18 protein-coding genes are annotated in these 26,323 nt (G+C 58.3%); 10 read left to right on the top strand and 8 right to left on the bottom strand.

Annotated elements, in window-relative coordinates:
* Positions 1-532 precede the first annotated feature (532 nt).
* The 6 genes from JNN07_23135 to JNN07_23160 all read left to right on the top strand — a co-directional run bounded on the left by JNN07_23135 (position 533) and on the right by JNN07_23160 (position 17,014).
* Positions 533-2,263: a right-handed parallel beta-helix repeat-containing protein gene (locus JNN07_23135; GenBank protein ID MBL9170645.1), complete on the top strand. Its 1,731-nt coding sequence runs from the start codon at positions 533-535 to the stop codon at positions 2,261-2,263.
* Between the two features lie 255 nt (positions 2,264-2,518).
* Positions 2,519-7,861 carry a hypothetical protein gene (locus tag JNN07_23140; GenBank protein MBL9170646.1) on the top strand — a complete coding sequence of 1,781 codons (5,343 nt, stop codon included), beginning with the start codon at positions 2,519-2,521 and terminating at the stop codon, positions 7,859-7,861.
* Positions 7,862-7,868: 7 nt separating this feature from the next.
* Positions 7,869-11,132: a hypothetical protein gene (locus tag JNN07_23145; GenBank protein ID MBL9170647.1), complete on the top strand. Its 3,264-nt coding sequence runs from the start codon at positions 7,869-7,871 to the stop codon at positions 11,130-11,132.
* The gene (locus tag JNN07_23150; protein MBL9170648.1) at positions 11,129-14,605 is read left to right on the top strand and encodes a VCBS repeat-containing protein; all 3,477 of its coding nucleotides are present in this window, start codon (positions 11,129-11,131) and stop codon (positions 14,603-14,605) included. The genes JNN07_23145 and JNN07_23150 overlap by 4 nt, the downstream gene beginning before the upstream one ends.
* 776 nt (positions 14,606-15,381) lie before the next feature.
* Positions 15,382-16,599 (top strand): site-specific integrase, encoded by a 1,218-nt coding sequence (locus JNN07_23155; GenBank protein ID MBL9170649.1) that lies wholly within the window; start codon positions 15,382-15,384, stop codon positions 16,597-16,599.
* A 103-nt stretch (positions 16,600-16,702) separates the two neighbouring features.
* The gene (locus tag JNN07_23160) at positions 16,703-17,014 is read left to right on the top strand and encodes a helix-turn-helix domain-containing protein (protein MBL9170650.1); all 312 of its coding nucleotides are present in this window, start codon (positions 16,703-16,705) and stop codon (positions 17,012-17,014) included.
* Between the two features lie 254 nt (positions 17,015-17,268).
* On the opposite strand, the gene JNN07_23165 is transcribed toward JNN07_23160, so the two are convergent.
* Genes JNN07_23165 through JNN07_23180 form a run of 4 tightly spaced genes read right to left on the bottom strand, consistent with a single transcriptional unit; the run spans position 17,269 to position 19,496 of the window.
* On the bottom strand, positions 17,269-17,931 hold the full coding sequence (locus tag JNN07_23165; GenBank protein MBL9170651.1) for a hypothetical protein: 663 nt from the start codon (positions 17,929-17,931) through the stop codon (positions 17,269-17,271).
* Positions 17,915-18,607, bottom strand: a complete 693-nt coding sequence (locus JNN07_23170) for a DNA-protecting protein DprA (GenBank protein MBL9170652.1) — start codon at positions 18,605-18,607, stop codon at positions 17,915-17,917. Before JNN07_23170 ends, JNN07_23165 begins: the two co-directional genes overlap by 17 nt.
* Before the next feature lie 18 nt (positions 18,608-18,625).
* A complete protein-coding gene (locus tag JNN07_23175) occupies positions 18,626-19,153 on the bottom strand; it encodes an ImmA/IrrE family metallo-endopeptidase (protein MBL9170653.1) in 528 nt (175 codons plus the stop codon).
* Positions 19,050-19,496 carry a helix-turn-helix transcriptional regulator gene (locus JNN07_23180; GenBank protein MBL9170654.1) on the bottom strand — a complete coding sequence of 149 codons (447 nt, stop codon included), beginning with the start codon at positions 19,494-19,496 and terminating at the stop codon, positions 19,050-19,052. Before JNN07_23180 ends, JNN07_23175 begins: the two co-directional genes overlap by 104 nt.
* 208 nt (positions 19,497-19,704) lie before the next feature.
* Here JNN07_23180 and JNN07_23185 point away from each other — a divergent pair, with 208 nt between their 5' ends.
* The gene (locus tag JNN07_23185) at positions 19,705-19,971 is read left to right on the top strand and encodes a hypothetical protein (protein MBL9170655.1); all 267 of its coding nucleotides are present in this window, start codon (positions 19,705-19,707) and stop codon (positions 19,969-19,971) included.
* 2 nt (positions 19,972-19,973) lie between these two features.
* Positions 19,974-20,318: a hypothetical protein gene (locus tag JNN07_23190; GenBank protein MBL9170656.1), complete on the top strand. Its 345-nt coding sequence runs from the start codon at positions 19,974-19,976 to the stop codon at positions 20,316-20,318.
* 32 nt (positions 20,319-20,350) lie between these two features.
* On the opposite strand, the gene JNN07_23195 is transcribed toward JNN07_23190, so the two are convergent.
* Positions 20,351-20,692 (bottom strand): hypothetical protein, encoded by a 342-nt coding sequence (locus JNN07_23195; GenBank protein MBL9170657.1) that lies wholly within the window; start codon positions 20,690-20,692, stop codon positions 20,351-20,353.
* A 112-nt stretch (positions 20,693-20,804) separates the two neighbouring features.
* Between JNN07_23195 and JNN07_23200 the strand changes: the two genes are divergently transcribed.
* Positions 20,805-21,617 (top strand): ThiF family adenylyltransferase, encoded by an 813-nt coding sequence (locus JNN07_23200; protein MBL9170658.1) that lies wholly within the window; start codon positions 20,805-20,807, stop codon positions 21,615-21,617.
* Positions 21,618-22,372: 755 nt separating this feature from the next.
* Here JNN07_23200 and JNN07_23205 read toward each other — a convergent pair.
* The 3 genes from JNN07_23205 to JNN07_23215 form a co-directional block, all read right to left on the bottom strand.
* A complete protein-coding gene (locus JNN07_23205; protein MBL9170659.1) occupies positions 22,373-23,005 on the bottom strand; it encodes a hypothetical protein in 633 nt (210 codons plus the stop codon).
* A gap of 226 nt (positions 23,006-23,231) precedes the next feature.
* Positions 23,232-24,698, bottom strand: coding sequence for an AAA family ATPase (locus JNN07_23210; GenBank protein ID MBL9170660.1), 1,467 nt, complete (start codon positions 24,696-24,698; stop codon positions 23,232-23,234).
* Positions 24,699-24,774: 76 nt separating this feature from the next.
* Positions 24,775-25,410, bottom strand: coding sequence for a BRCT domain-containing protein (locus JNN07_23215; GenBank protein MBL9170661.1), 636 nt, complete (start codon positions 25,408-25,410; stop codon positions 24,775-24,777).
* 621 nt (positions 25,411-26,031) lie between these two features.
* On the opposite strand from JNN07_23215, the gene JNN07_23220 reads away from it, so the two are divergent.
* The coding region (locus JNN07_23220; GenBank protein ID MBL9170662.1) for a hypothetical protein at positions 26,032-26,323 on the top strand (292 nt) is incomplete at its 3' end.

Raw genomic sequence — 26,323 nt, forward strand, 5'->3', positions numbered from 1 at the left:
CTTGCATTGGAGTGTTGTTTGCTCCCGTGCCGCGTCGGTGTGGACAACAAGCCCGTAAAACGGTTGCGTCCTCGCCGGCGCACTCTTTCGCGAAATCCCTTTGCCACCCTGGTGTAAAGCCGTTGGGGTCGCCCATTGGTGCATTGTGTCAAGAGACAAAAAGGTGGTGAAGTCCTGACGGACTCGACGGCCTTATGCTGGGCTTTCAGCACTTGATGGGAGGGGGTCGTTACCTGGGCTGACAACCCCAGGTTTCGTCACCCCACACACGCTGAGGGTTGAAAGTCCGCACCATCGCACGGCAGTGCCCGCTGAGTTCAAACTAAATCTCACCCGCTTCTAATCACACCCCAGCGAGCGAGTGCACCAAGATCTATTTTGACACCCGATGCTGTGCAGCCCATGGTTTAGAATGACCCCGAACCCCAAAGTCAGGAGCTCTCAAAAGGAATTGCAACCAAGCTCTGAACGAAGTAAGCGCCTCTGGATTGCCGAGGGTGGGACTGCCCGGCGGCAGACTAGCTGGCGGCAGATGGCTTGGCTGCTGGCTGCCTTCCTGGGGGCGGCAACCGTTGAAGGCGCTGTCCCCTGTGACCCGATCCGCACCTTCGCTGACGACCGACTGCCGCTTCGTGAGCTCTTCGTAGCGCCTTCTGGGAGTAACACCACTGGCGACGGCAGTCGAACGAAGCCGTTTCAGACCCTCACGCGCGCATTGCAGGGATGGCGGCCGGGCGATGCGATCCGATTGCTGCCCGGCAATTACAACGGCGGCTTGTCGCTTAGCAATGTCCGTGGCACACCGGCTGCACCCATCTGGATCGGTGGTGTCCCGGGGGAAGCGCTTCCTGTCCTCCGCGGGGGAACGACCGGGCTGCAAATGTCCCGGGTGAGCTACTTGGTGCTCGAGAACCTTTCCGTCATTGGTGCGACGGCGAATGGGATAAACTGTGATGATGGGGGCGATTATGGCAACCCGGATGCCAGCCGCCATCTCCTGTTCAGGAACCTGCAGATTCAAGATATCGGAACCGGCGGCAACCATGACGGTCTGAAGCTGTCCGGCATCAATGACTATTTTGTCGTTGGGTGCGCGTTTCAGAGAATGAGCGCGGGAGGCAGCGGCATCGATCATGTGGGTTGCCACCGCGGTCTGATTGTCGGTTGTTCCTTCGTCGATATGGGGAGCAATGCGATTCAATGCAAGGGTGGGAGCGAGGATATCGAGATCCGAGGCAACCGAATTCTGAATGGAGGGGGCAGGGCAGTGAACATTGGGGGCTCGACCGGATTTCAGTTCTTTCGCCCGCCGCTTGTGCAGCCGGGCGCCAATGTTGAGGCCCGGAATATTCGTGTCCTGGCCAATCTGTTCATCGGATCGGATGCCCCACTCGCCTTCGTGGGAGCGGTGGACTGCGTCGCGGCCAATAACACAGTTGTCTCGCCGAGCCGATGGGTTGTCCGGATCCTGCAGGAGACGGTCTCATCAGGCGGATACACCTTCCTGCCTTCCGCCAGCAACCGTGTGGTCAACAACCTCATCTTCTATGATCGCTCCGTCATCAGCACGCATGTGAACGTCGGGGGCAACACGGCACCCGCCACATTCACCTTCGAGAACAATCTCTGGTATGCGTTCAACCAGCCCTCTCAATCACGACCCGCACTTCCCGTCGGTGAACGGAATGGGATTTATGGGGCGGACCCTCGTTTTCGAGATGCTACAGCCCAGGACTATTCGGTGCCGACGAATAGCCCCGCCGCAGCCAAGGGTCTGAAGCTTGGTTTTCTGAAGAGCGATCTCCTGATGGCCTGCTATGCCGATGTCCCATCCGTTGGTGCCTTCGAGGCCTTACCGGCTGCACCGCTGAGTGCGGACACGGACGGGGACCTCATGCCAGACGATTGGGAAAGAGCCACCGGACTCAACCCCAATGATGCTTCTGACGCCGACTCCGATCTTGACGGGGACAACGCCACGGCTTGGGCCGAGTATGTGGCCGACACCGATCCGCGTGACCCGGCGTCGAGGTTCAGGCTGGTAGCCCTTGGACTCGAGGGCGGGATGCTGTCCTTTGAATTCGCGACCGCGATCGGGAGGAGATATCTCATCGAGACCCGTAGTCTACTGCCAGGCAGCGAATGGCGCCCCGAATCCGAGCGGACCGGCGACGGGCTGGCGGCTCGCTCTGTGCATCCCGTCCGATCGGATGGACTCATCCTGTTCCGAGTTCGGATCGAGCTCGCTGGCGGACAGGGCTGAGGTCACGTCGTCGCGCCGAATGACGCTCGTGACAATACTTCGAGAGTTAGGTTTAGCCAAAAAGCGGGAATGGACCAACCACGGATTTCACGGATGACACGGATTAAAAAGGGGTTGTGACAGTCTGTAACGAATAATCCCCAATCCGAGCAAAGTGCCGTGCTCTGTCTGGCCGGGCTGGGGAGGATTCTCATTGCCCCACCCTCTCCGGACCGCTATGGTTGTTACGCTTTGAAAAAGCAAAATCCTGTCAGGATGAAGTTATGTGTTATTGTCCTCATGGGGTTGGGGGCCGTAACGCCATTGTTTGCCGCGGTCTCGGAGGGAATCACTTCCCTGTCCATCCCCCAGACGAGTCCATACCTCATTGCCTCTGATGCCCTTACGAATGCTGCAGGAACGGACCGGGACGCGGTGCAGGTTCGATCAGTGGTTCAATGGAGCAACGACGCCGTCCTCCCATCGCCCCGGGTTACCGAGTACCAGTTGCAGCTGCTGGATGGGTCAACGCCGGTCAGCCTTTTCAACGAAGCTGGCGTTCCAGGAACTGTTTATCGCTTCACCAACTCGGTCTCCGTACCCGGAGCGCTAAGCGGTGGTCGGCTGAGCCGGACCAACGTCTTTTCCCTCAGACCGGCCGAGGCCCTGCAGCCGCTCACAGACTACCGGGTTCGCCTCCAAGTGGGTGTCGGGGGCATCTCACGCAACAACTCCAGCAACACCCCTCCGCGTCAGTTCTGGCACTTCACAAATCTCGTCAGCGGCGATGCCGCCCTGAACGTACTGGGCGCCGTGGAGAGCACTGCGTGGAAGAAGACCTACGCGATCGATTCGATCGGTGGGGAGCAAACATTCCAAGTCACGAACAGGTTCCAGTTGGTGAGGTATGACGACTTCAATGCGTCCCAGGTCGCGGGGAACGTTCCAGTCCGTCTCTCATGGCGACTGCTGGACACCAATGGCGCTGCGGTCGCGACAACTCCATCCTCCACCAATTTCACGGTTAGCATGTTGAACTTTCAGAGTTCTTCTCCCCGGGAGCCTCACGACCAGACATTCGGAAGGACCATTTCGTTCCGACCGAGACAGCAGCTGGACTCGGTGAGCAACCGCTACCGGTTGGAAGTCACGTTGTCCCTGACGAATGTGGCGGGACAGGCGGCGACGGAGTTTCCCGCATGGACGACCTCCGCCACCCGGCTGCGCCATCTTAGTGGCACGCTGCGGTTCGGGGATGTGACCGCGACCCTCACGAATCTGATCGGCGAACCGGTCGCCCTTCCCACCCCGTCCGCGGCAGACTACCTGAACGTCAACCTTGACGGGCGGGCGGTGCTGAACGGGGCGCCAGAACGCGACTTTGATCTGTCGGGGCCTCGCCTCTTCCTCCTTCGTGCTGATGGCGATGCCAGCCTGGCTGGTGGCAGTCTTATAGTGCCCGCCCAATCGGGAGGGGACTACTTCACCAACGGCAACTTCAGGATTCGACGCCACACCGTCACGGTAAGTCCGAGCGGTGCCACCGCAGACCTGCGCTTCTTTCTACCCGCAGGATTCGGTCTCTCTACCAACTACGGTGCGACCCGGACCTTGGAATCGCAGTTCGTCTTTCAGGATGTGGGATTGAATGACGCGCTCGAACCTCGCACGAACCTCGTCCATGCGGGCTCTTTCGTCGCAAGTAGCGAATCCAAACCCATGCTGATCGTGGGGGAGCGTTTGTCGTGGAGCCGGACCACACATCGATTCACCCTCACGCCCAGCGCAGGCCTGCCCGTCCTGGGGACGCGTGCCCTGGATGAGGGATTCCTTCGGACGGCCAGCAATTCCCTCGCTTCCGCATCGCTTGCGATCAAACGAGCGAACGATGGCTATTATCAGGCGATCGACGGCTTCGACGGAAACATCACACTCACGGCCTCCGCTCAGGGAGTGGCGCAACTCAGCTACATCGCCACGTTCAAGAGCGGCTCGTTTCATCCGCATTTCCCAGCCGGCCCTGCCATCGTCTGGACGAACGGCGGACGTCAGGAAGTGGACAACAACAGCGTGACACCAGGTGTCGACAGCCGCCTGGAAGGAGTGTTAGGCATCACACAGTCTTATCTAGGCAGCTGCGCAGGCTGCGATGACGCTGCAACGACAAACTCCCTCTCGTTGACGTTATCCAATCGTGTGCTGAACTTCACGCGTGATGGCGGATTGATCGGTCTGCGGCAGCCGGGAGTCGAGCCCATCCAAAACCTCAGCTGGGGCTTCTCCCCGGAAACGGGAGCATTCGCACACCGCGCGAACGCCGTGTCGGATCGTTCCTTCCACATGCCGGGACACTTTCTCCGCGGCGTGGATGACACGAGTGATGGCGGGAACAGTCCCGGTGTGCTGCATCTGACCGGGGTGGCGGCAACGAATCTGGCGGTCATCGAACGACCGCTGACCTCGGGCTATAACGAAGTGGGTCGGGCGGACTACGCCGGGATCAACATCCGGTCGCCCGCAGCCGGCAGCGGAGTGGGACGCGATACCATCACCGGGACCCCTGTCGACTTCAGCCGCTCCCACCGGTCGAAGTACTACGTGCGACCTTCTGGTGTGGCAGGCATTCATGAAGCTGTACCCGGCTCGTTCAGCTCAACCCTTACCCTGGCGGGATATCCTTTCACTTTCGACAACTACGGGCTCTCGTTCTTGAACTCGCTGAACGTGGACTCGCGCACGGAGGGATCGGTCAGAGTGCCATTTCCTGCGAACATTACATTGCCCTTCGAGGAACTCCGATTGACATGCGCGGGCGGCCTGAAATCTGCAGAGTTGACGTCCGCCGGCGCCTATCGCCATCTCGAGTACTGGAACGCCGACATCCAGCCCCAGTCCATGCGGTTCGACGGCAAGCCGGGATCCGAGTGTGACCCCACGGAGTCCTACCTTGTTCTCGGGGTGCAAGCCCACGCCAGCCACGTCAGCCAGCCCCTCGCCGGAATTCTGGGGTTCTTTCCAAACGGTTCGCTCATCCCGCCTGCATTCAATCTTCCCGGGGTGGATTCCCGCTTCGAGCTGCCTTCCCAGTTTCGCTTCGCCGGCCCGCAAGGCTCTGGTGACTGGATACTCACACCGGTGGCGCCTGCTTACTTCACCACCAACGAGCTCGCGCTCGCAACGAACGGGTACCTCAGCATCGCGGGCAAACTCAATGTGCCTTTTTTCGAGGACATGAAAGTGCACCTACACTCCGGTGCGCGCACCAACGGTGCCGGCACGGGTGAGATATTTCTGGCAGGCGGGTGGCCGGCCGCTGGGCAGGGAGGTTCCTTTGGCTGGGAAGAGGCGGGGAAACACTACTTCAACGACGAGGGTTTCGATGCCTCGAACCGCGGCTTCCCGGCAGGTATCAGCATGAGTACGTATCACGGCGGGGACAGTGAAGCGTATCGGGCCCGGGCGAAGCGCAACTGGCTGGAGGTGGTGGACTTCGACTATCCCCTGAGCTGGGACCCGGTCCTTCGCCAGTTCCAGACCTGGCGCCCGGTGACTTCCTCGCTGCTCTTGCTCACCGCCGAACATCAACTGACCCATCTCGATCCGAAACAGGCGATCCTCGACATCGGCCAGCGCTATGAGGGGCTTCCCGTCGTGAGTCTCACTCACCTGCTGGTGGATGAGAACGGCGGGGGCAGTGGGGCGGCCAGCGCACTACGTCAGGCTGTGGGGGATACCGCGTTCAATGGTATCACGAACGGGCTAGCAGCTGCGGACACCCTACTTTCCGACAATCCGACGCGTCTCGTTGACCGGCTGATCGCAGCCGGAGTGGATGCGGTCGTGGACAACCTCATGACCAGCCTGAACGCGGAGTGGGACGAGCATAAGAATCTTCCTCCGATCGAACGCGCAGCATTTCGCAACGTGGCGTTGACCAAGGTAAACGACCACTTCCTAGGGGATCACGGCATCAGTGACACGATTGAACGTAGGCTTCGCTATCTCGGTAATCCACAACTTGGCGGGCAGTTGTTCACTGCCTTGGGAGGGGAGCTGAAACGGGTGGAGGAGGGAATGAAAAGCACTGCCGACTCGTTCGGCGGAGGGGCCACAGGTGCAGCCGCTATCCGGCAACTCGTGGCATTGTCCGCGCCCCAATTCGCAGAGAGCGTGGCGGGACCGGAGGTGGAGGCGGCTCTGGCGGAGAACGCCTCAAGTTTCCAGCAGCTCCGATCGTTGATGCTCAACGCGCACAGCACGGCGGCTTCGTATGTGCCGGGGCTCGCGGCGGGGAACTCGGAATGGGCGGATGAACTCGAAGTCATGTGGAGCGCTTCGGCCCTGCGGCTCGAGGCTGCGGCGGCCAACGCATCGGACGCAGTCCAGGACGAGCTGGGAAGCTACAACTACCGGCTGGATGATCCGTTCGCGGGAAACGGATCGGCGCAGCTGCGCGCGCGCATTCGGGCCGAGATCGCCAACCATCTCGCAGCAGAACCCGCGGTGGCGGAACTGCGCCAATCGATTAAGCATCGTCTCTTCGATGCCAATAGCGCCTACCGTTCCGCGGCCAACAGCGTTTTTGCGCAATACAACACCGTCGCACGCAACCTGATCAGTCGTTCGCTGGTGCAGGTGGATAACAACTTCGCTCCCGGCCTGGACACGTTGTCCGCCTTCTTCGAGGTCTCACGTCTTCAGGGGCACGCGGAGATCCAGGATGAATCGCTGCGTCAGCTCCGGCTGGACGGGCGGTTCAAGCTGAAGGTGCCCGAGGACATGGTCTTCAACGCCTATCTCGAGATCAAGGAGCTGAACTCCGAGAACACACCGGAGGAATGTCTCTACGATGGAGGGGAAGCCACGGAGGTGAAGTTCGGTGCGACGGATGTTGAACTCGATTGGATCAGCGATGGCCTGCGTGCGGATGTGGGAACTAAAATCACGCTGGTGGATAGCAGTCCGCGCGGCATCGCAGGATCCCTGCAAACCCGGGGACCGCTCGACTTCGCTGGGTTCGTCATCGAGCAGGTCGGCTTTGCGCTCGCGTTCGGTGAGGAGGAGAACTACATCGCGGCCAATGCAAGGGTAAGGCTCGGACGATCTTCTGAGATTGCCGGTGGAGTGTTCTTCGGCAAAGCGTGTGACATTACGCCACTGACCATTGCGGTAATCTCGGTCAGTCCCTATCTGCTGACCGCCGTAAACCCCGAGGAGATCTTTGGTGAAGCGCCTTTCACCGGCGGGTTTGTCTACGCCGAAGGAATGTTCCCGGTCTTCAGCCTCGGTTGTATTCTGGAGGTGCGGATGATCGCGGGCGCAGGATCCTGGTATTTTGTAGATGGACCAAGGTTCGGCGGAATCATCAAGGCCGGCATTAGTGGCACGGTCCTTTGCGCGCTCACCGCCAGCGGGGATATCACCATGATTGGTGCCCGGCAAGGACTCGAGCTGCCGTCGCTCGACCTCTCCTCCCTAGGTCAGTCCTCGCCGATGCGGTTTGTGGGTATGGCGCACGTGGAAGGATGCATCGGGGTTTGGCCATTTGAGGTCTGCATCGATGGCAGCACGAGCGTGAAATACACCGAGGGCGGTGGGTGGGACGCCGATGAGCCGTAATCTGCAAATGAACCGAATTACACATTTGAGCGGCCGGCTAACCAGGTGCGTTCGGACCGCCGTTTGCCGTTTAGCCCTGCTGGCCGGCATACTCTCGCAGGGGTCAAACCTGCGAGCGCAGGAGGCGTTGGGTCCGTTCGTCTCCACCATCGGGACCAGCGTGAGGGAGGCCGGCAGCGGACGCGACTGGGCGTACCTTCTCTGGACGGCCAACTCGCCGGCGCTGCTTCATGGGCGCAGTCATGCCGTTTACGCCAAAACCGGCGATGCCAGCGCGGCAACTGCTTTTACTCGGATCGCCATCGTTTCGCTGCAGACAGAGTCGGTGACATTGACCCCGTTGTTGGCCCGGGCTGCTGCGATCGGAGATGACACCAATGTCTTGGGTGCGGATATCGACGCGCTGTTCGGCAAGTTTGTTTCTTCTGGACTTCCCCTGACCGAGAAACTCTCCGCTGTGGTGCGCGGCGGGTTGATTGATCAAAAACACTACGGCCGACTCCTGCTCCTGGCCCGCACCCATCCGAGTGTAGCGATGGCACTGGGATTCGGACACGCGACCTTGATCGAGCCTGGGGTGACGACATTCGAGATCCGCGAGTTCGACCAGGGCACCGCCACCGAAGGCGCGGTGATCGGGCGCGTGACCGTCACGGCAGGCGCCCCGGTTGTGCTGCCTGCCCCAGGGTCACCGGTGGCAATGCCGAACACCGATGCCCGGGGACATCTGAACGCCCAACTGCGGTGGGGTGTTCCCGATTCACTGCGCCGGCTCAGCCTCCTTCAACACGGATACAACGTCTGGCGAGTGCGGGAGGACTTTGCGGAGTCCCGCGGCTGGCACTTGAATCCACCCGCACCCAACGCCCTCAATACCAGTGTCGGTCAAACGACTGCGGTACGACGGGTGAACCGGCTGCCGTTATTGACCTCCCGAACGTTCACTCCAGCTGAGGCCGCCAATGTTCTGCCCCCCAACGGCGACACAAACACGATCTTTGTGGTCGACGACAATGACCGAGGCCGGCCAAACAGTGTCACTACGCTCGATTTCACCAACGGAGCCCGCTTCTACTATTTCGTCACAGCTCGGGATGTATTGGGGCGCGACGGCGCTGTGTCGCGCGGCACTCAGGTGCAGATCTGCGACCAGCTGCCACCGAATGCGTTGAGCAACGTGGATGTGCTGAACGACTTCACCTGGCAGGTCACTTCCAACCGTCACCAACTGCGCGTGGTTTGGCCCCAGGCATCGAACCTTCCTTCAGATGAGGAACGCATTCGCGCGTACTGGGTGTATCGCTGGACCAACGTCACCGAGTTGCGGCTCAACCAGGGCAATCCCACGAACAACCTGATCGCGGTGGTGCCGCACATACCGGGAGTCGCGACAAACAGCTACCGTGACTCGAGCCCGGGTGCGCCGTCGCCCAAGGATCGGGGTGAGACCTTTTGGTACACCGTGCGGGCGGAGGACAGTGGAGCCTGCCGTGGAAATCTCTCACCGCACAGCGCACCGGCTTTCGGCATCATTCGGGATCGAACGGGGCCGGCAGCTCCGTCGGGAACCGTGACCACGGCGTGCCTCGTGCCGACGGCCGACTTCCTGATCCGCACCACCAACGGCAATCCCAACGCCTCGGTGGGGGATGCTTCGTTCCAGTTCACCATTGGCGGCGTACGTGGCCACCAGCGTGTGGAATGGATGGAACTGAGCGCGGAGGTGCGGCCTGTCGGCTCCAGTACGGTGTCAGCGAGATACACCTCTGATCGCCTGTTTTTCGGCCCCGGCACGGCGGGCTCGTTTCTAGCGTATCCTTTCGATGTCCCTGAGTCGCTAGCTGGCCAGAATCTTTTCATCACCGCCGTCGCCGGCTTTGGGGATGGCACTTCGGGTTCGGGTAGTGCCTTTCAAGTCCTCGCCCTGGACCTGATCAGGGGGGATCGGCGCGTGGTCTTCACCTTCGCTGCACGGGTTGAGGCGCTGGCGAAGAACCGACCTTGCAACGAACACTTCCCCGTGGGACCGGATGGAACCTTGGTGCCCGTGGAGATCGATGTGCAGCCGACGCCGGGGAGTCGGGAACTGCGTGTCTACCGCCGCATTGATGATGGGCCCTTGGAGCTGATCTGTTCGCGTGAACTGACGAACCTCAGTTCGTTGCAATGCCTGGACGACACATTCCCGCACGGGGGTGGCAGAGTCTGCTACTTTGCCACCACGTTGGATGAACACGGAAACGGAAGCCCGATGACCCGCCTGGGGTGCCGGTATTCGTTCGAAAGCTCGCCTCCGCCTCGCCCACAACTGTCGCCCATCACACCGCTCGAGCCGGAGGAAGCCCCACAGATGTTACTCTCGTGGTTCTGTCCCTCGGTAAACGTCGATCGCTTTGAGGTCAGCATCGGAGCCATCGGCCAGGAGATCCGGAAGGATTGCGCTCCGGGGTTTCTAGACCTGATCCCGCCACCTGCCCTGCCTGAATTCCACTCTGTGAATCCGGAAGTCGCCGCCAGTTCCGGTTTGGATTCTCTCGCGCTGAAGTTCCGTCGCTTCTTGACCCCGCAACCCGGTGGCGCGTTTGGCAGTGGCGACCGTTTCGTGATTCCGGTCGATGTTGAGGCGGGTCGGCATTACATCGTGAAGGTGAAGTCAGTGATGCGAAGCGGAGCCCGGAGCGAGGAGAGCAATCAGGAATGGTTCATCTGGCGCGCGCCCCAGACAGTCCAGCCACTTGTCCCTTGGCCGGCGAGACCGCTGCCACCCCTTGGCAACAGCTTCAGGTTCTCGTTCGACGCCAGCTGGATGCTGCCGTGCGGGGAAACCAACGGTCCCAGCAATATCGTTGTTCGCATCAGCCCCTTGGGGAACGCCGTATCCCTCATCGAGTGCCCACCAACACTGGACTCGGCCGGGGATCCGAACGCCCTGGTTCCCACAAATTCAGATGGGGAGTCCCTGTTTCCCGTGATGCTCTTTCGTCGACAGGTCCCCAACGACGACTTTCCTTCAGTGAGCGGCGACTCTGTGCAGGTGACCCCACTGATGGAGTCCATCGCGTGGGGACTCAACGGCGGACGCAGCGTGCTCTACGATCCCTATGTTCTCGTGGAACGTGGAGCCCGCGCGCTCGGCGGCGGCGGCCTTTATCTGCGAGACACGCAGCCCATCATTCGCGGTGCGCGGTATCGCTACTCCCTTGTCCGCTTCAATAAACTCGGCGAGATGGCGGAGGTCATTGGGGTCGCCAACGAAGTGGAGGTGCCATGAAGAAAATGCGTAGTTTCCATGGATCACCTCTGAGTTGGCTCGCCCTCGGTGTGTCCGTGCTCACCATCCTCACGGCCGGCACCAGTCGTGCCTATGTGTTGGAAACCCCAACCGAGTTTGTCGCCGACGGTGACTATGACGGCGACGGCAAGCTGGATGTTGTGGTGATCGACAGACAGACCGGGGCAGCACGAGTGGCCTTCCGGGACGGTAACGACGCATTGGTGTGGGAGGCCCCGTTCGCCAGCGGCATCGCGAAGGTCAGCAGCGTCAGCGTCGGGCGTGTCACCTCGACGACTTGGGACTCCATCGTGGTGACCGGGCCGGACGCGAACCGAATCCATCGCCTCGATCCTCGCGACGCGCTGCTGTCCACGGGTGTCGTGCCGGTGCCTATCTACCCGCCTGGCATCGGACCGAACCTGGTTGCCGCGCTCGATTCCGGAGGTGCAGGCAACACGGCCCATGATGACTATTACGTAAGCACTCAAGAGAACCCGGGCGCGCGCGCCACGCTTTTGCGCAACAAAGGGACCACCCCTACGGTTCTCATCGACGAAGCCCTGCCGCAACGGATCACTTCGGCGAATACTTTTGAGATCAAATCGGCGCAGGGAAAACGACTCGGAGTCATGTCCCGGCTGCGTGGAACGGGCTTGGACAGTTTTCAACTGCTCGACTTCAGCGCCGGGACGGTGGTGACCCGGTTAAACTTTCCCGTACCGCTATCAAACGCGCCCAATCGGCCGGAGTTTGTTGCGCATCGATTCGATCCCAGGAATGTGCTGGGCCAGGTGTTGTTTTACCGACCCGGTGATCCGGGCTTTCTTCGGTATCAGGTCCGAGAAGCAGGCGCGGACTTCCAGCTCGGTGGTTCCAATCAGTTCCTGCTGTCGGGCCCGCTTCAGCTGTTGCAGCCTCTTCCGTTAGCGGCTGGTGGACGGTTGCTGGCGTTTTTCGGTCCCTCCACGACGAACCTCACCAACGCGACGATATACGATTTCGACGGGGTGACTGCACCGAGTGTCGTGAGTTCGTTCTCAGGACGCTTCTCTGGAGCGGTCGTGCTGAGTGATGGAGATCTTGCTCTGCTCAGCGCCGACGCTGCCGGCCAATCCGACTCGGCTCAGATCCTTCTGGCTAATGGAGCCGGATACGTGCTTGGAGCGAGCGGCCGGTTACCACGGATCACCCGTTTCTCGGGTGCGGCGAACGCGTTGCTCTTCGATACAGAGCCATTTGTAAACGCATCCGCGCGTCCGCGGCAGCTGCAGCAGCATCCGGAGTGGAGCACGGCGTTGCGCATCTCCCCCACCGTGCGGGTGACCAGTCAGCAGTTCCTGGGTGAATCCAACGGGCTGGGGGGCTTCACCACCCGGGATTTCGGACCGGCACTAAGCGGGGTAACGACCGGGCTGGTGAACCAGTATACGCCGTTCATCTCCATCTTCAGCGGACGCCCCGCCATGGGACAGGTGGACGGCGAAGTGCGCATCTCGCCCTCAGGAGGACGCTACGGTGAAGCCCAGCGTTTGAGTTTCACGACCAATGGGACGGGGACGTGGGAGATTCGATATCGCACATCGCCAGACCAGGACTGGAGCGTCTACATCAGGCCTTTCTTGTTGTTCAGGAATGCCACCGTGGAGTTTTATGGCCGTCGTGGGAGTGACGGAGCACTCACCTCCATGGGACGCGCGGACTACACCTTCAACAGGACGGCGAGCGAAATCGATTCGGACAACGACGGCGTTCCGGATTTTGTCGAGCAGGCGCGCGGACTGGATCCGTTAGGCGGCGCGGATTCGGATGGGGATGGATTCAGCGATCTGGAGGAACTCGCTCGCGGCACCAATCCCCGATTTGCGCCCAGCAAGCCAGCCAGCAGCGAAGGGCTTCGAAGCGCGTTCCATCTGCTAACCTCACCTCGTCCGCCTCACCCAAACACCGGCGCTGACACCCGGTCGCGAACCGGGGTAGCCGTGCGAGCCTTTGCACTCGGGGGCGCTTTCCTGGGAGAAAGTGTCACCTCCCCCGCACATGGAATCGGAGTCAACAACCCGGCTGCACTGCTGTCGGATCTCATTCCAGATACAGGCGCCCGCTTGCTGGTGCAAACGACCTCCGACCACTTTGACATCGTTGCGGTGCCCGATTCACGTACGGGAAGGGAGTTAATCGGCCTGGTTCCTGTGCCACCCACAAACGGGCTGTCGATCGGCTATGTTTCCGGAAACGGTTCGCAAGCGGCCGAAGCCACCCGTTGGATCGCGGCGGCGAGCAATGCCGTCGCCACGGCGGAGAACCCGACGGTGACCTCTCAGCTAACGTCCGACAGCGCGCTGGTTGCTGCGCTCTTCGAACGACATGTCGCTCGCGCTTTAGCGGCACGCGGACGCATCGGCGCGATCAACGCCACCCTGTTCGGTTTTCGTGCCGGGGACACCGGGAGGCTCAAGATCACCCTCGAAGACCTCATCCGGCTCGAACAGTACGGTGGCACCGGCCTTCCGGGTTACAGCCAGCATGCGGTGTTTGAGTTCTTGGATACCCAGACCCTCAAGGGTTCGTCCGCGGCGGATCTCCTAGCCTTTACGCGCGAGTTGTGGCGCGTTTCCGCAGCTCACCACAACACGAACGAAGGCTTGTTCTCTCTTCCCTTCGATCAACTCCGCGGGATTCTGGCAGGCCAATCATTGACAGGAGCCTATGCGCGTTTTCCGAGCCTCTCGACTCTTGTATCTGTCGCGCAGAGCCAGGCTTCCACGCTCCTTTCGTCCGTACCTTCTCGGCCGCGGACCAACCTGTCAGTCATCGTCACCAGCGCGGGGGATGGGGTCCCGATTGAATTGCGTCACTCCACGGGCCGCACGCCCGTGACGCTGTGGCGATACGGCGGCATTCCGTGCGCGTTTCCACCCAACCTTCAACTCCTCCCAGGAACCCGCCTCACCGTGCTCGGACACACCGACCTCCCGACGGATCCGGGCATCTTGGCGGTTGAAGTCATCACGTTGGGGTTGAGTGGCGTCCCGATGCCCTCACCTGAAGACCAGGATGGCAATCTGCTCGTGGATGCATGGGAGGCACTTTTCCTGGGGGGAACAGGGTCAGACCCGTTTGCGGATCACGACGGGGACGGATATTCGAGCCTCCAGGAAATGCTCGAGGGTACTGCGCCGGATGATCGCCTGCGAACCCCGGCTGGTGGTGCGTTCTCACTCACACCGCCGGTCATTGAGCTCGTTCCAAACGCTGGGAGTGAGCCCTGGAGCTTTGTCTTTTCTTGGCCGGCCGCGCTGATGAGCCGCTTCCAGTTCGGTCTCGTTGAAAGCGAGGATGTCTCCGCTTCGTTTGTACAAACGACCTCCCCGCTGACTCTCTCATCCGAAGGAGATCGACACGAAGTCCGTCTCCCCCCGTCCGCTTCGCCCAGAACCTTTTACCGTTTGACTGTCCGCCTGTCGAAGTAAGGCGGTGGCCCCGCTTTCCAAACGGGTCGATCTTTGGTTCTGCGGCTTTGAGTTAGGAAATCGTTCCGGGCCACCGCGGACCGGCACGTCAGCTGCTAACTCCGAGGCATGTGGATGGAGACTATTTCGTCATCGACATTCCTAAGCTGTGCGGCGTGCACCAGGCGAATTGAACTAACTTTTGGATCAGGAATGAAGCGCTCCCTACCGCCGACCTGGGCCGGAGAGACCCCCCACTACCGATTATTTCGTACGTACGTACGAAATAATCGGTAGTGGGGGGAAGCATGGTTAAGGGACGATGTGGGTGGGAAAAGGCTTGTCACACTGGGTTTGTGCTTGGATGCGCCACTTGTATGGTTTGAGTCTTTGCCCGCCTTCGCGCGATGCGCTTCGGCGTGGCACTCTTTCGTCGTAGACGAAAGAGTGGTGGGCCCACTCGGATTTGAACCGAGGACCAAGCGATTATGAGTGAGGCCCCTTGGAGTTGTGATCGATTGTCGTCGATCACGATAAGTCGTGTTTGAACCAGTGTTTGCAGGGGTATTTTCACTCTATGATGAAACTCAATGCAATCGCCTGTCACCGTTCTCGATCGGAAAAGTGGCCCAGAAGTGGCCCAGAAAACCCCGTCGGATGAGCCAAGTATCCGGAACAAAGAGGAAACTTCTCGTTCGATTCCGAAAACCAACGTCGCATATTGGCGATCTCGCGTCGAGCGCCGACAGTTTGATTACCAGGGTGCGGAAAGAAAAGTGCCTGATTACTCCGTGCGGATGAAGTTTGATGGAGTCCGCAGGCGTGTTTCCCTCGCCACGAGTAGCAAGGAGGAGGCGGCAATCAAAGCGCGAGATTTGTTCCTTTCGATCCAGGCCCGGGGCTGGGAGGCCACTTTCGCAGAGCTAACTCCCAAGCAGGCCGCTCTAGTCGCCCGTGGACAAAGCGGTCCTACGGTGGGCGAATTTCTAACTGAAGTGGAGCGTGTCTCCGGTCTCAAACCGAAAACGCTACGGCGCTACGCTCAGTATTTTCGCATGGTCGTGGCCCATACGCAGGGAATCCCGTCGGACAAATCAAAGTACGACTATGCAAAAGGTGGCATCAGTCGTTGGCGTATCAAGGTGGACAACGTGCCCCTGCGGCTGCTGACGCCGTCGAGCGCCGAGGATTGGAAATTGTCGTATTTGGGGAAGGCCGGGGAGGATCCGCAGAGCAAGGCCTCCTCCCGACGGTCGTTCAACGCCGTCCTCCGTCATTGTAAAAGCCTCTTCAGCCGCAAGGTAATCTGCAAACCGAACTTCGGAATCATCGTGCCGCGATTCCCGATCAAGGACCCTCAGGTTGGGATAAGGGAGGTATTCTGGTTTGAAACCCTCGGGTTTGAGAAGAACGGTTCCGTGAAATTTCGCGCGCCTAACGGGGTGACATATGAAGGGCTCCTGAAATCTGCCCGCGAGGAGCTTCGTGCATCGGATCCGGACGCGTATCTCCTCCTTCTTCTCTGTCTTTGCGCCGGCCTCCGCCGGGCTGAAGCCGACAACCTTCTCTGGACACAGGTATGCAAGGGTGAATCTGCCATCATCGTTGAGGCTACAGAGTTCCATCAACCCAAGCACGACAGCGGCGGCACCGTTTACGTTGACGAGGCGATGATTGAGGAACTACTGAGTTTCAAGGTTCGCTCAGACGGTGTGTTCGTGGTGAACGCCACCCGGAGGTGGAACGGGGCACTCTACCCGCGCTACCGATGTCAGCTCCACTGGGATACACTGCAAGCGTGGCTTACCGGGAAGGGAATCACTGCGCGAAAGAAGGTCCACGAACTTCGCAAGCTGTTCGGGGATGCCATCGTGAAACAAAGCGGCATCTACGCAGGCAGCGCGCAGCTTCGACACTCAAGCATTCAGATGACCGCCAACCACTACGCGGATCCTAGGTCTCGAGCCGTTCTGCCAATAGGTCACCTCATGGGGCCAGTCAAAACTAACCAATGATCCAGGGGGCAGATCTTGTAGACTGCAGCAGCCCTTTTTCCGAGCCGTCGTAGCTGAAGGCCAGCGATCAATCAGGGCGAGAACGCCTCCAACAAGTATGCGTATGCGATACGCACCGACGCTCACCTCGTCTGGCAACTTGTTCGCATTCGAGGCCACTATGATTAACCAAAACAACTTTGAACGAGAAACCCTAGATGTGAAGCAAGCCGCGGCGAAACTGGGCGTGTGCGATGAAACCGTGCGGCGCCTAGTGAGGAGGAAGATCATCAAGAGGCTGCCGGGAATCAGGCGCATCCTAATCCCCGTGAACCAAATCGTTACATTGCTTGACGGCGCGGACTCTCCGCCTGTAACGAGTACTATGGGGAAGTCTGTTTCCTCGGATCGGCTGGCCCATTGCGGAGTCGCATGATGCGATTTTGCCTGTGCTCGGACTAGCCGCGTGGACCTTCGCGGGTTGGCTGTAATGTCACCAATGTATGACGACGCCACAACGCCGCGTTGGAGGTGGACCTTCATGGAGAATTCTACCGGTCCACGAGATGCATCGATTACTATCTCAGTAGGTAGTTGTCTTTTCCGCTCTCCGACCAAACTGAGGGAGCGGAGCTAATTGTTTAATACGATGCATCTCTGGCTCAGCACTTTGAAAGCCACGGCCCCTTTTTACGGCTCTCTGTGAACCCAAGCTCCTTTGACCGTGATGAGACCGTCAACGGGATCGAGGATGACGTCGACTTCCGTGTCGCTCATCGTTCGAATTAAGGCGAAGCATTCAATCTGTGTCGAAGGAAACGCTTCCCGAAGCCGAGGAACCATTCCGATGAACGTTCCCCCGGTGGTTGTCACGTCGTCGACCAGAGTGATCCGTTGCGGAGAAAGCGGCAATTGTCGCGTGACCTGAGTGCTCTGAAAATGCTCAGGAGGGGTCGGGCGCCGCTTCCGCCCGGCAGTCGCCGCCTTCCTGACTGCTGTTGCCCGCTCGAGCACGGGCGCAATGTCTCGTGCCAGATTGTTGGCCTTGAGCTCTTGGCAGATTCTTAGGGCGGGCCATAACGCGTTCGGTTCGACCAGCGGGCTGCTTCGCGGGATTGGGACAAGGGTGACATCCGGGCCAAAGCATCTCGCAAGAAAGGGAAACTCTCCGAACCTCTCTGCAATTCTCGATGCAGATTCCTTGATGACCCAGAAGGGGCCGCCGCGCGTTGGCGTGAAGGTATCGGTCTTAACCGCATGGCAAACGCCCTGTGAAAGAATGGATGTCTTCGACGTCCCTTGAGGGGCGTACTGAAGAAATGAGACGAACCGAATCTCAGAAGGGAGCGCCATCGGTCACAGCCAAAGCCGAACGTTCGGGCAACATCGCAAAAAAATCATCCACCGCGTCATTGGAGAGCACGCGTGCGCCATAGCTCAGCATCTCAGCTGGCCACTTAAGAGAAGGATCTTCAGCGACAGTCTTCGTGATGAAAAGCGCCCGTCCAAGTCTGAGCGCCTCCCACCCTTGTGAAAGCGAACCACTGCTTTCACTTGCTTCAATTATGACCGTAGCGTCCGAGATTAACGCCATCGTGCGATTCCTCATCGGAAAGTTCTTCCGTTGGACGGGAGATCCCGATGGGAACTGCGTGACACAGAGATGTTCCGCTGCAATTCGCTCCTGAAGTGAGGCGTTACTCTTCGGAAACGCGTCATCGAGCGGCGTTCCGAGCACAGCCACGGTCCGTCCGGACTTTTCGATGCACGCGGTATGGGCAGCGGTGTCGATTCCTTCAGCAAGGCCGCTCACGACAACGATTCCCCTTTCAGCCAGAAGCCCCGCCAATTTCCTAGCCCGTCGGAGCCCATCCGCGGAGGCTTTCCGCGACCCCACGATTGCAACGCGAGTCCTGTCTCGAACTAAGCTCTCGTCTCCAGCTATGAAAAGTCGCTTCGGTGCGAACTTCCGCTCCACCTCATTCAAAGGTCCTACCAATTGTTCCGGCGAAAGCTCTTTGGGTTGCATGCGTTTCACCCTTCCAGTTTAGGCGCTAATTCCAAGATCCACGATGCGTCGAGACATGGCCTGAACGCTGACACCAAACTGTTTCGCAAACTGCTGCATGCGCCGTTCGTCGGAAAAATCGACAAACGTCATTTTTGAGAGTTCCAGGCGAATGAAGTTTTCCGGCATCAGTAGTTCAGCAGCGAAGCGATTGGCTTCCACTTCATCTGGGTTCTCGCCGCTGCTCGACTCGCCACTTCGCAACCTCACCACCGCTCGATCCACATGAACCTCGTCATATTGGTGGAGGACATAGTGTCCAAGCTCGTGGGCGATCGTGAATCGCTGCCGATTTGGGTGATGCAGTGTGTTGACGCCTATTACGACTTCACTGTCCGTCTGGTGAAGCAAAAAACCAGAGATATCGTCGTCGGTAGGAGTCCGCCGAACGGCAATACCAAGCTCAGCCGCTATTTTTTCCACGTCGACTGGTGCCGCGACCACTCCGCACTGTTGAAGAAGCTCGCTGGCTTTCAACCTGATCGCTTTTGCTCTGTTGGGTTTCATATGCTGCTCCGGATCCAATTGCGCGTTCGATGAACCCCCTTACTTCCGGCGCGAGGGAAGAAGGGAGGTTTACGCCGATGCCATCCAGAACATTCGCTGGGGCAGGGAGAAGTGCGCCGGGCTCAGTTCCAAGCGCCGATGCGATTTGAGTGAACGTGTGCAGTAGGACTTTCTGGCGGCCTTTCTCAATGTTCGTCAGGGACGTTCTCGTCAACCCCACGCTGAGTGCCAGTGCTTCCTGAGTCATATTGTCGGCTTTCTTTCTCGCTTCCCGGATACGTATACCAACTTCCTTATAGAATTGGTCCGTCGAAGGAGAAGGTTTGCCGTTGGAAGTGTGCACGTGAAAGATTTCACAAAAACATCTCCAAATGTCAATAGCACAAACATGTTTGTAATTCGCACACGTGTGTATTACTGACTACGTAAAAAGGTTTCCATCATTGACATCGGCGGGCAGAGTGAATATCTTTAGGCCCAAGGTTAGCGCCCGGGAATTTTGTTTTCGTCTCATGGCAGAGCGAACCGGTGCGGGAGCCCCCAAAAACACTATGGTAGAAACATTAACCGCCTCGGCTGAGGCAGAACACGGCGAACACCGGCATGCGGTGTCGATCACGATCGATGGTAAACCGTTCAATCTCCGCCCCGGACAACACCGCGTTTCGGAAATTCGCGGGATTGGCGGTGTCCCTGGTGACTATGAGTTGGAGCAGGTCATGGACGGCCGCTTCATTCCGCTCGCCAGCGACGGAAAGGTTCACATCAAGGGAGGGGAGGTGTTCGTTTCCCATCCCAAGGATGCAGGAAGCTCATAGCCATGACCTTTCCAGAAGATCAGATCGTGGAGCTCAAGGGGCTTTGTCCGGAGATCGCTCAGGGTGAGGAGGGAGGGCAATCCTTTCTCCTCTTACCAAAGCTCCCACTTCCACCAGGCAGCGACGCGGCAAACGTCGATGCTCTCCTCTGTCCGTACGAGCGCGATGGTTACGCGTCGCGCCTCTACTTCGCGCGGCAGGTCGGCGGACCGCGGCCACTCAATTGGAACGCCTTCAATGTCCGCATTCTGAACCGCAATTGGTATGCTCACTCATGGCGGGTCAGAAAGGGCCTTCGTTTGGCCCAGATGCTCGGTGAACACATGATCGCGTTTAGAGCTGCGTGATGCACCTTCGCGTTCCATCACAATTGTTCGCCTCAATCAGAGCCGACCTGCGCCGAAGGCATAGTCATGCCGCCGAACGGGTCGGCTTCCTTTTTGCTCGTCCAGATGAGCTCGGCCTCGCCTGCACACTTCTCCTCGGGGTCGACTACTGGCCTGTTCCGGATGACGCGTACGTCAGAGATCGGCATGTCGGCGCTCGGATAAACTCCACTGCGATACGAGGGGCCCTGCAGCGGAGCCTCGACGCCAAATTGAGCGTGATCCACACCCACGAGCATCATTGCGCAGGCGCTCCCGGATTCAGCCCAGACGATATCGAGGGTTGGAGTCGCCTGATCCCGTCGTTCTGTGGATCCCTGCCCGAGGTTCCTCATGGCGCTCTCGTTCTAAGCCTCGATTCAGCCGCCGGGCTCTTTTGGCGGGAACGTGAAGGGCAACCGCAACTCCTGTCTCGGATCTCAGTAGTCGGGTTTCCTCTGCGAATATATGAGCACACAGGACGAACGGTTTGACCGTCAGACTTTCCTTGGTGAACGCGCCCCGGATATTTTCTCTCGGGCGCGGGTCGCAGTCATTGGCCTAGGCGGCGGCGGCTCACACATTGGCCAGCAACTTTCTCACGTCGGCATCCGGAACCTCTATTACTTCGACCACGACGCTGTTACGTTCTCCAATCTGAATCGGCTCGTTGGTGCTACAGTTGCGGATGCGGAACGCGAAGTATTGAAAACAGCCGTTGCGGGGAGGATTCACTCGGGGCTTCATCCCGATGGTTGCGCCAAGTTGTTTCCGGGCAGATGGCAGGACCACGTGAGCGCGCTGCGCGAATGTGACATCATTGTTAGCTGCGTTGACTCGTTTGCCGCTCGCCGTGACCTGGAAGCCGAAGCGAGGCGCGGTTTAATTCCGCTCATCGATATCGGGATCGATGTGCACCCGGCAATCTCCGGCCCGCCCCGCCTTGTGGGCCAGATCATTCTTTCCATGCCAGGGTTTCCCTGCATGCAATGTCTCGGCTTTTTGTCGGAGTCGAACTTGGCAAAGGAGGCGGCTGACTACGGTGCCGCCGGGCCACGGCCACAGGTGATCTGGCCCAATGGGATCGTTGCCTCGTTTGCCGTGGATTTGGTCGTGGATCTGTTGACTGACTGGACCGGAGAAATCCGGGGACCGGTTTACCTTTCCTACGATGGAAATCGCAGGACAGTGACCCCGAGCACTAGGCTTTCCGCAGCACCTCTGACTTGCGTTCACTATCCACGAACCCAGGTTGGTGCTCCGGCTTTTCGCCGCCTTTGACGAAGTCCTTATCTTATTTCCACTCTTGAAGAAGGATGTATTCAGGGATGACATGCTTTTCGATCGCAAGGGTTCGAATAAGCCAGCCTTCGGTTGGGAATCTGGGGAGTAATGTCTCAGCCGCTGTCAGTCGTGCTTCAAAATCTTCAAGTGATCATTGGTCGCGATACAGCGTAAGAAGGGTTAGAATCTTGTTCCAAAGGGCGAGAATCGCCTCTTTTTGAATCATTCTAACTTCCCCCAAGCTCGAACCTACGGTCCCTTCGAGTTCAGTCAGATGAGTTACTACGGTCCCGCGAACGACGAATCCTTTGCTTGCATATTCCTCCTTCGCCCTAGTCAGTTGGTTATGCGCCTGCCCAGCGTGGTATGGTGTAACTTTGTTCCCCGCCTCGTGCTCAATCTTAGCTTCGAAGGTGACGACCTCACGAACATTCCCGAAAACTCCTCTCCAACGGCAATCTGTAGCCGCTCCATATTCTGGCCGAGAAGCCTAGAATCCCAAAACAGTCCCAAGCTCCTCAAGTCCTTCTTGGTGTTCTGCGTGACTCTCAGAGCGTAAGCAGGTGCTCACTCTGTCAGCCCACCGTTGAAACCGTGTGCCTTCCGGGCCACAGCGTTCCAAAATATCGTCGAAGCCGTGCAAGACGGCATAAGCATATTCGTGTTGCACAGCCTTCCCTGAACTTCCTACAGATGTTCTGAATCGATTGAGTGATGTCCTCAGACGACTAAACCACGAGCTTTTACCGCCCTCATCGATAGCGCTTTCGAGTAGATCCGGAGCTTCGTTCCTTGCGGCTAGATCGCCCTGTTTTCCAAGAAGAAACGACGCCTTTGCACATGCCCACAGGTAGAAATCCCTTAATTCCCGGAGCGATTGCTTGGTCTTCTCCGCACAGACTTTGAAATGCTCTCTCGGCAACCCGATTCGAACGGTTTGCTGCCAGGTGGGCATTAACCGTTTGAATACTGTCCGTCAGCTCCTTGTGACGAACCTCCGTCCGCGCAGCCACCGTAGCTGGTCCGTCCGGCGATAGGGTTATTTGTCTCTCCAGCTCGTGGAAAAACTTTGTGAGAACCGCAGACGCCTTCTCCGCTTCCGCGCCGGGATAGTAGAATCCACCCGAATCAATGAAGGATCGGACTATTGCTTCGTCAGCCTCCGGTTTTTTGCCTTCCAACATGGATTCCGTCAGCTGGTCGAAGTCGGCGGTGCCGCACCATTTTTCCAGGGCGTACATAACTTCCAGATCCGGAAAGGCATCCGCGGTAAGTTTGGCCGCACTCTTGAAAGCCGGAACTGCGGTAATGCTTTTAAAAAGCTTTTTGCTGCCCGTCGTCACCAGATATGTGACTGTCTTGTAAAGAATCGCAGTTAACGCCATTGATTCCGCCACGTTTCCTCCCTGTCGTTATTCAGCATCATGTCCTCTTCGCATATCGTCGCTTGTGTGGGAACTCAAAAGTTTGGGCGCCATCTCAAGTCTCAAGGGCCGTTCATTTCGCTGCTTAGGCTGCGGGGATGGGCCTAGTCTAATAGAGACTCTTTGGAGTAGGATCGCCTTTTGGGTTTTTGAATCTAAGGCTTTCACCGATCTTACGGCGTTCGTGTTACCTGCTGTTTGGCAGTCGCCGGATCGTTTGAAGGTTTGCATAGAAGTCCAGAATTCTTGGGTCCGCTTTCACGTCCCTCATGGATATAGGACGGTCTAGCTGGATGCCGCCAATGTCTCGGCAGCGAGAAAGCGCGACGTACGTCTGGCCTGAGCAGAAAGCGCCATCACCGAGGTCGATTCGAACTGAGTCCAGGGTCATTCCCTGAGATTTGTGGATGGTGATGGCCCAGCCAAGGGTCATCGGGAATTGCTTAAATGTGCCTGTAATCTTACGAGCTATTTGCTTCTCGTTACTGTCATATCGGTATTCAATTTTCTCCCAGATCTCCCGTTCCACATCGACGATGTTGCCAGAGCTTGAGAGTTCCACGCGGATAGAACTTTGCCCGATGCTTACAACTCGCCCCAGGGTCCCGTTCACCCACTGAGGCTTGTGGTTCTTCACCAGGATTACTTGCGCTCCCACCTTGAGCTCGAGTAGGCGCGGTGCTTGGAATTCGTCCTTATCGAGGTCCGCTTTCCCATCCACAACGGCGACAAATTGGTGTAGTTCGGTCTGTAGACGGTTTAGCTCACCCGAGTTGATCGCAAACGCCATGGCATTGGTGGTTACGAGGAACATTCCGCTCCGGGCTGCCTCGGGCTTCTGAAGGAAGCACGTCCGATTGATCTGTGCTACCGCCTCCCGGTGATCTTTGTTCGACCGGATTCTATCTAGGAGACTAATGAAGTCTTGGCTGGTCTGCCTGAAAACGGTTGTCAACTCGACGGACGGCAGCTCGAGCCGGTGGAAGACGTCGGCGTCAAAAAAGGAACATGACCGATAGCGGCTCGTATAGAATTTGCTCGATTCGGCATCCGCCACCACCGGTGGCAGTTGGAGGAGATCCCCGACGAACACCACCTGAACACCACCGAAGGGCCGATCTTTCCCACAAGCCCTCTTTAGCATGTTGTCAATGCAATCCACGACATCGGGCTTGACCATAGACACTTCATCTACGATCAGCACCTTAAGCGACGTGAGGATTGGAAGTATATGCCTGCTAGGGAGCAGCATTTCCTCTGGATTTAGAATGTACGGCGGCAGACGGAAGAAGGAGTGGATCGTCGATCCGCCCACATTGATCGCAGCGAGCCCAGTGGGAGCCACAACCACACAGCCCTGTAATTGCTCCCTGAGAAACCGGATGAGCGTGGATTTGCCGGTGCCAGCACGGCCAGTTACAAAGAGACTGGGGCAGCCATCCCTGATGGTTTCCAGAATGAACGCGAACTCCGGGATTACGTCTATGGGTTCACTGTTTTCTGAAGGGCGTAGTTTGGCTGTCGGTTGTTTCTTCGTGCTGGGTATGGGCGGAACGTCTCGTTCGCCCCTGGGGCTTTTGGAGGATTTTGACTCATCCTCTGTGAAGAAGCGCTTCGCCATCTGTTCGAGCCTAGACCAGAATTCGCTCATCAAAGCCTTTTGAGGTTTTAGCTACCCGACCCGAAGAGGCTGCGCCAGGTCGGGTGATGCGCTCCATTTGGGTTTGGGATCAAAGAAATTTTGCCCAGTGCTCCTCGGAAACGATGTATAGCTCGCGATGAGCTTTGAGCTCGAGCGCCTTGATGATCTTTGTTCCGTGCGAGTTGTGTTTCCAGTCCCGGCTGGCCAGAGTTCCGATGACAAGAAAGTCGGTTCCTGAGCGCACGGCGTCTTCGTAAATGCCAAAGCGACGCTCAACCTGCTGTTTGCACCATTCCCTTGTTCCCGCACAAAACTTGCCCGTCAGGCAAAACTTCTTATTCTCGAAATCTACAGGAGGAGCTGGCATGTCCAAGGGTAATCCCGTCGGAGTGCTCGGCCCTTTCGTTGCCCCGGTGGCCGCATCTAGGAGTATACGAAAGTCTTCACATTCGGCATCGTCCACGGACCCGTCGGAATAGATCCTTTCGATTCGGCTGACTATCTGCGGAACTGGAAATGTGGCGCGGAGCTCGGGGTGGCTTTTGATCCAATCATGAAGCGCGAGAATTTCCTCCGCTGTTACCCTCCCGTCGGCCGCAATGCCCCTGCAAAATCCCAACAACATATCCAGATCCCTCCCTTGGCGATGCCTCGCGTTGAGATTTGGATTTGGTTGCCCGTGGTCATCGGTGCCATCCAGGTTTAAAAAATATTCTCTGGCCATGCATTTGTCTCCAAGTTTCCACCCTTTCCTTGTAGCAGTGCGTGAATCTCTCCAACAGAAGCAGCACGACCCGACAAGGACAAGCCTGGAGTTCTGCGCTCCCGCTTCAGTCGGGCCTCTGGCTGAGCTCGATCTCTGAGATTCTGTCGGGGGAAAGCCCTTTGGTGTCGCGCATTTGGTTGACCCAAACCAAACCCCAATCTAGCATGCTCAAACTCAAGGACCAGTATGTGCACTAGCTTCAGCTCAACCACCCTGTTTTCGTTCTTCTTCGCGATCCTGTCACTTTTACGAATCGCACATCCTCATTCCGCATGCGCAGTCACCCCCTACCTAGGTGGGCTCCATGTCGAAGATTTTAACTCACTCGGATCGACCCACGGAACATGGACTAACGATGTGACACTTCCCGGATGGTACTCATACGAGTCGATCGTTCCGTCTACCGGTTACCCTCCGGATCGCGTCAATCAGCAATGGTGGCAAGTCCGCACATACAGATTAGGTGCCTGCGGGGGGTGTGCCTCCAGCTGGCTCGTTAACATAGGTGGTGACGGTTCTGTCTCCCCCGTGGACCCGAACAGAGCGCTAGGGCTGTTCGCTTGGCGAGAGGAGCGCGTAATGGCGCTTGTTCTGAGCAATTCTACGAGCAGGGTGTTTGAGTCGTTCTCGTTGAGTTATCTTGGTCAGCAGTGGCAGTTTACCCAGTTTGGCATGTTGGACCGGCTGGACTTCAATTATTCCCTTCAGGAATCCTTTCAGGCCGGGTCAGATACCTGGAACGGCGAGATTCTGAACCCGATATCAATAATCCCGCATGAGCCCTCTCGTCCTGAGGATTTCTGGGTGGGTTTTGTGGATCCTCCAAACGACTCCCTCGACTATATCTCGACCTTTGCCACGGGCGACGAGC

The organism is Verrucomicrobiales bacterium (assembly GCA_016793885.1).
Lineage (GTDB): Bacteria > Verrucomicrobiota > Verrucomicrobiia > Limisphaerales > UBA11320 > UBA11320.

Excerpts from the sequence above, each read along its gene's own strand:
- JNN07_23135 (MBL9170645.1), top strand. The coding sequence starts at position 533 with ATGGCTTGGCTGCTGGCTGCCTTCCTGGGGGCGGCAACCGTTGAAGGC.
- JNN07_23140 (MBL9170646.1), top strand. The coding sequence starts at position 2,519 with ATGAAGTTATGTGTTATTGTCCTCATGGGGTTGGGGGCCGTAACGCCA.
- JNN07_23145 (MBL9170647.1), top strand. The coding sequence starts at position 7,869 with ATGAACCGAATTACACATTTGAGCGGCCGGCTAACCAGGTGCGTTCGG.
- JNN07_23150 (MBL9170648.1), top strand. The coding sequence starts at position 11,129 with ATGAAGAAAATGCGTAGTTTCCATGGATCACCTCTGAGTTGGCTCGCC.
- JNN07_23155 (MBL9170649.1), top strand. The coding sequence starts at position 15,382 with ATGAAGTTTGATGGAGTCCGCAGGCGTGTTTCCCTCGCCACGAGTAGC.
- JNN07_23160 (MBL9170650.1), top strand. The coding sequence starts at position 16,703 with ATGCGATACGCACCGACGCTCACCTCGTCTGGCAACTTGTTCGCATTC.
- JNN07_23165 (MBL9170651.1), bottom strand. The coding sequence starts at position 17,931 with ATGGCGCTCCCTTCTGAGATTCGGTTCGTCTCATTTCTTCAGTACGCC.
- JNN07_23170 (MBL9170652.1), bottom strand. The coding sequence starts at position 18,607 with ATGCAACCCAAAGAGCTTTCGCCGGAACAATTGGTAGGACCTTTGAAT.
- JNN07_23175 (MBL9170653.1), bottom strand. The coding sequence starts at position 19,153 with ATGAAACCCAACAGAGCAAAAGCGATCAGGTTGAAAGCCAGCGAGCTT.
- JNN07_23185 (MBL9170655.1), top strand. The coding sequence starts at position 19,705 with ATGGTAGAAACATTAACCGCCTCGGCTGAGGCAGAACACGGCGAACAC.
- JNN07_23190 (MBL9170656.1), top strand. The coding sequence starts at position 19,974 with ATGACCTTTCCAGAAGATCAGATCGTGGAGCTCAAGGGGCTTTGTCCG.
- JNN07_23195 (MBL9170657.1), bottom strand. The coding sequence starts at position 20,692 with ATGAGGAACCTCGGGCAGGGATCCACAGAACGACGGGATCAGGCGACT.
- JNN07_23200 (MBL9170658.1), top strand. The coding sequence starts at position 20,805 with ATGAGCACACAGGACGAACGGTTTGACCGTCAGACTTTCCTTGGTGAA.
- JNN07_23205 (MBL9170659.1), bottom strand. The coding sequence starts at position 23,005 with ATGGCGTTAACTGCGATTCTTTACAAGACAGTCACATATCTGGTGACG.
- JNN07_23215 (MBL9170661.1), bottom strand. The coding sequence starts at position 25,410 with ATGGCCAGAGAATATTTTTTAAACCTGGATGGCACCGATGACCACGGG.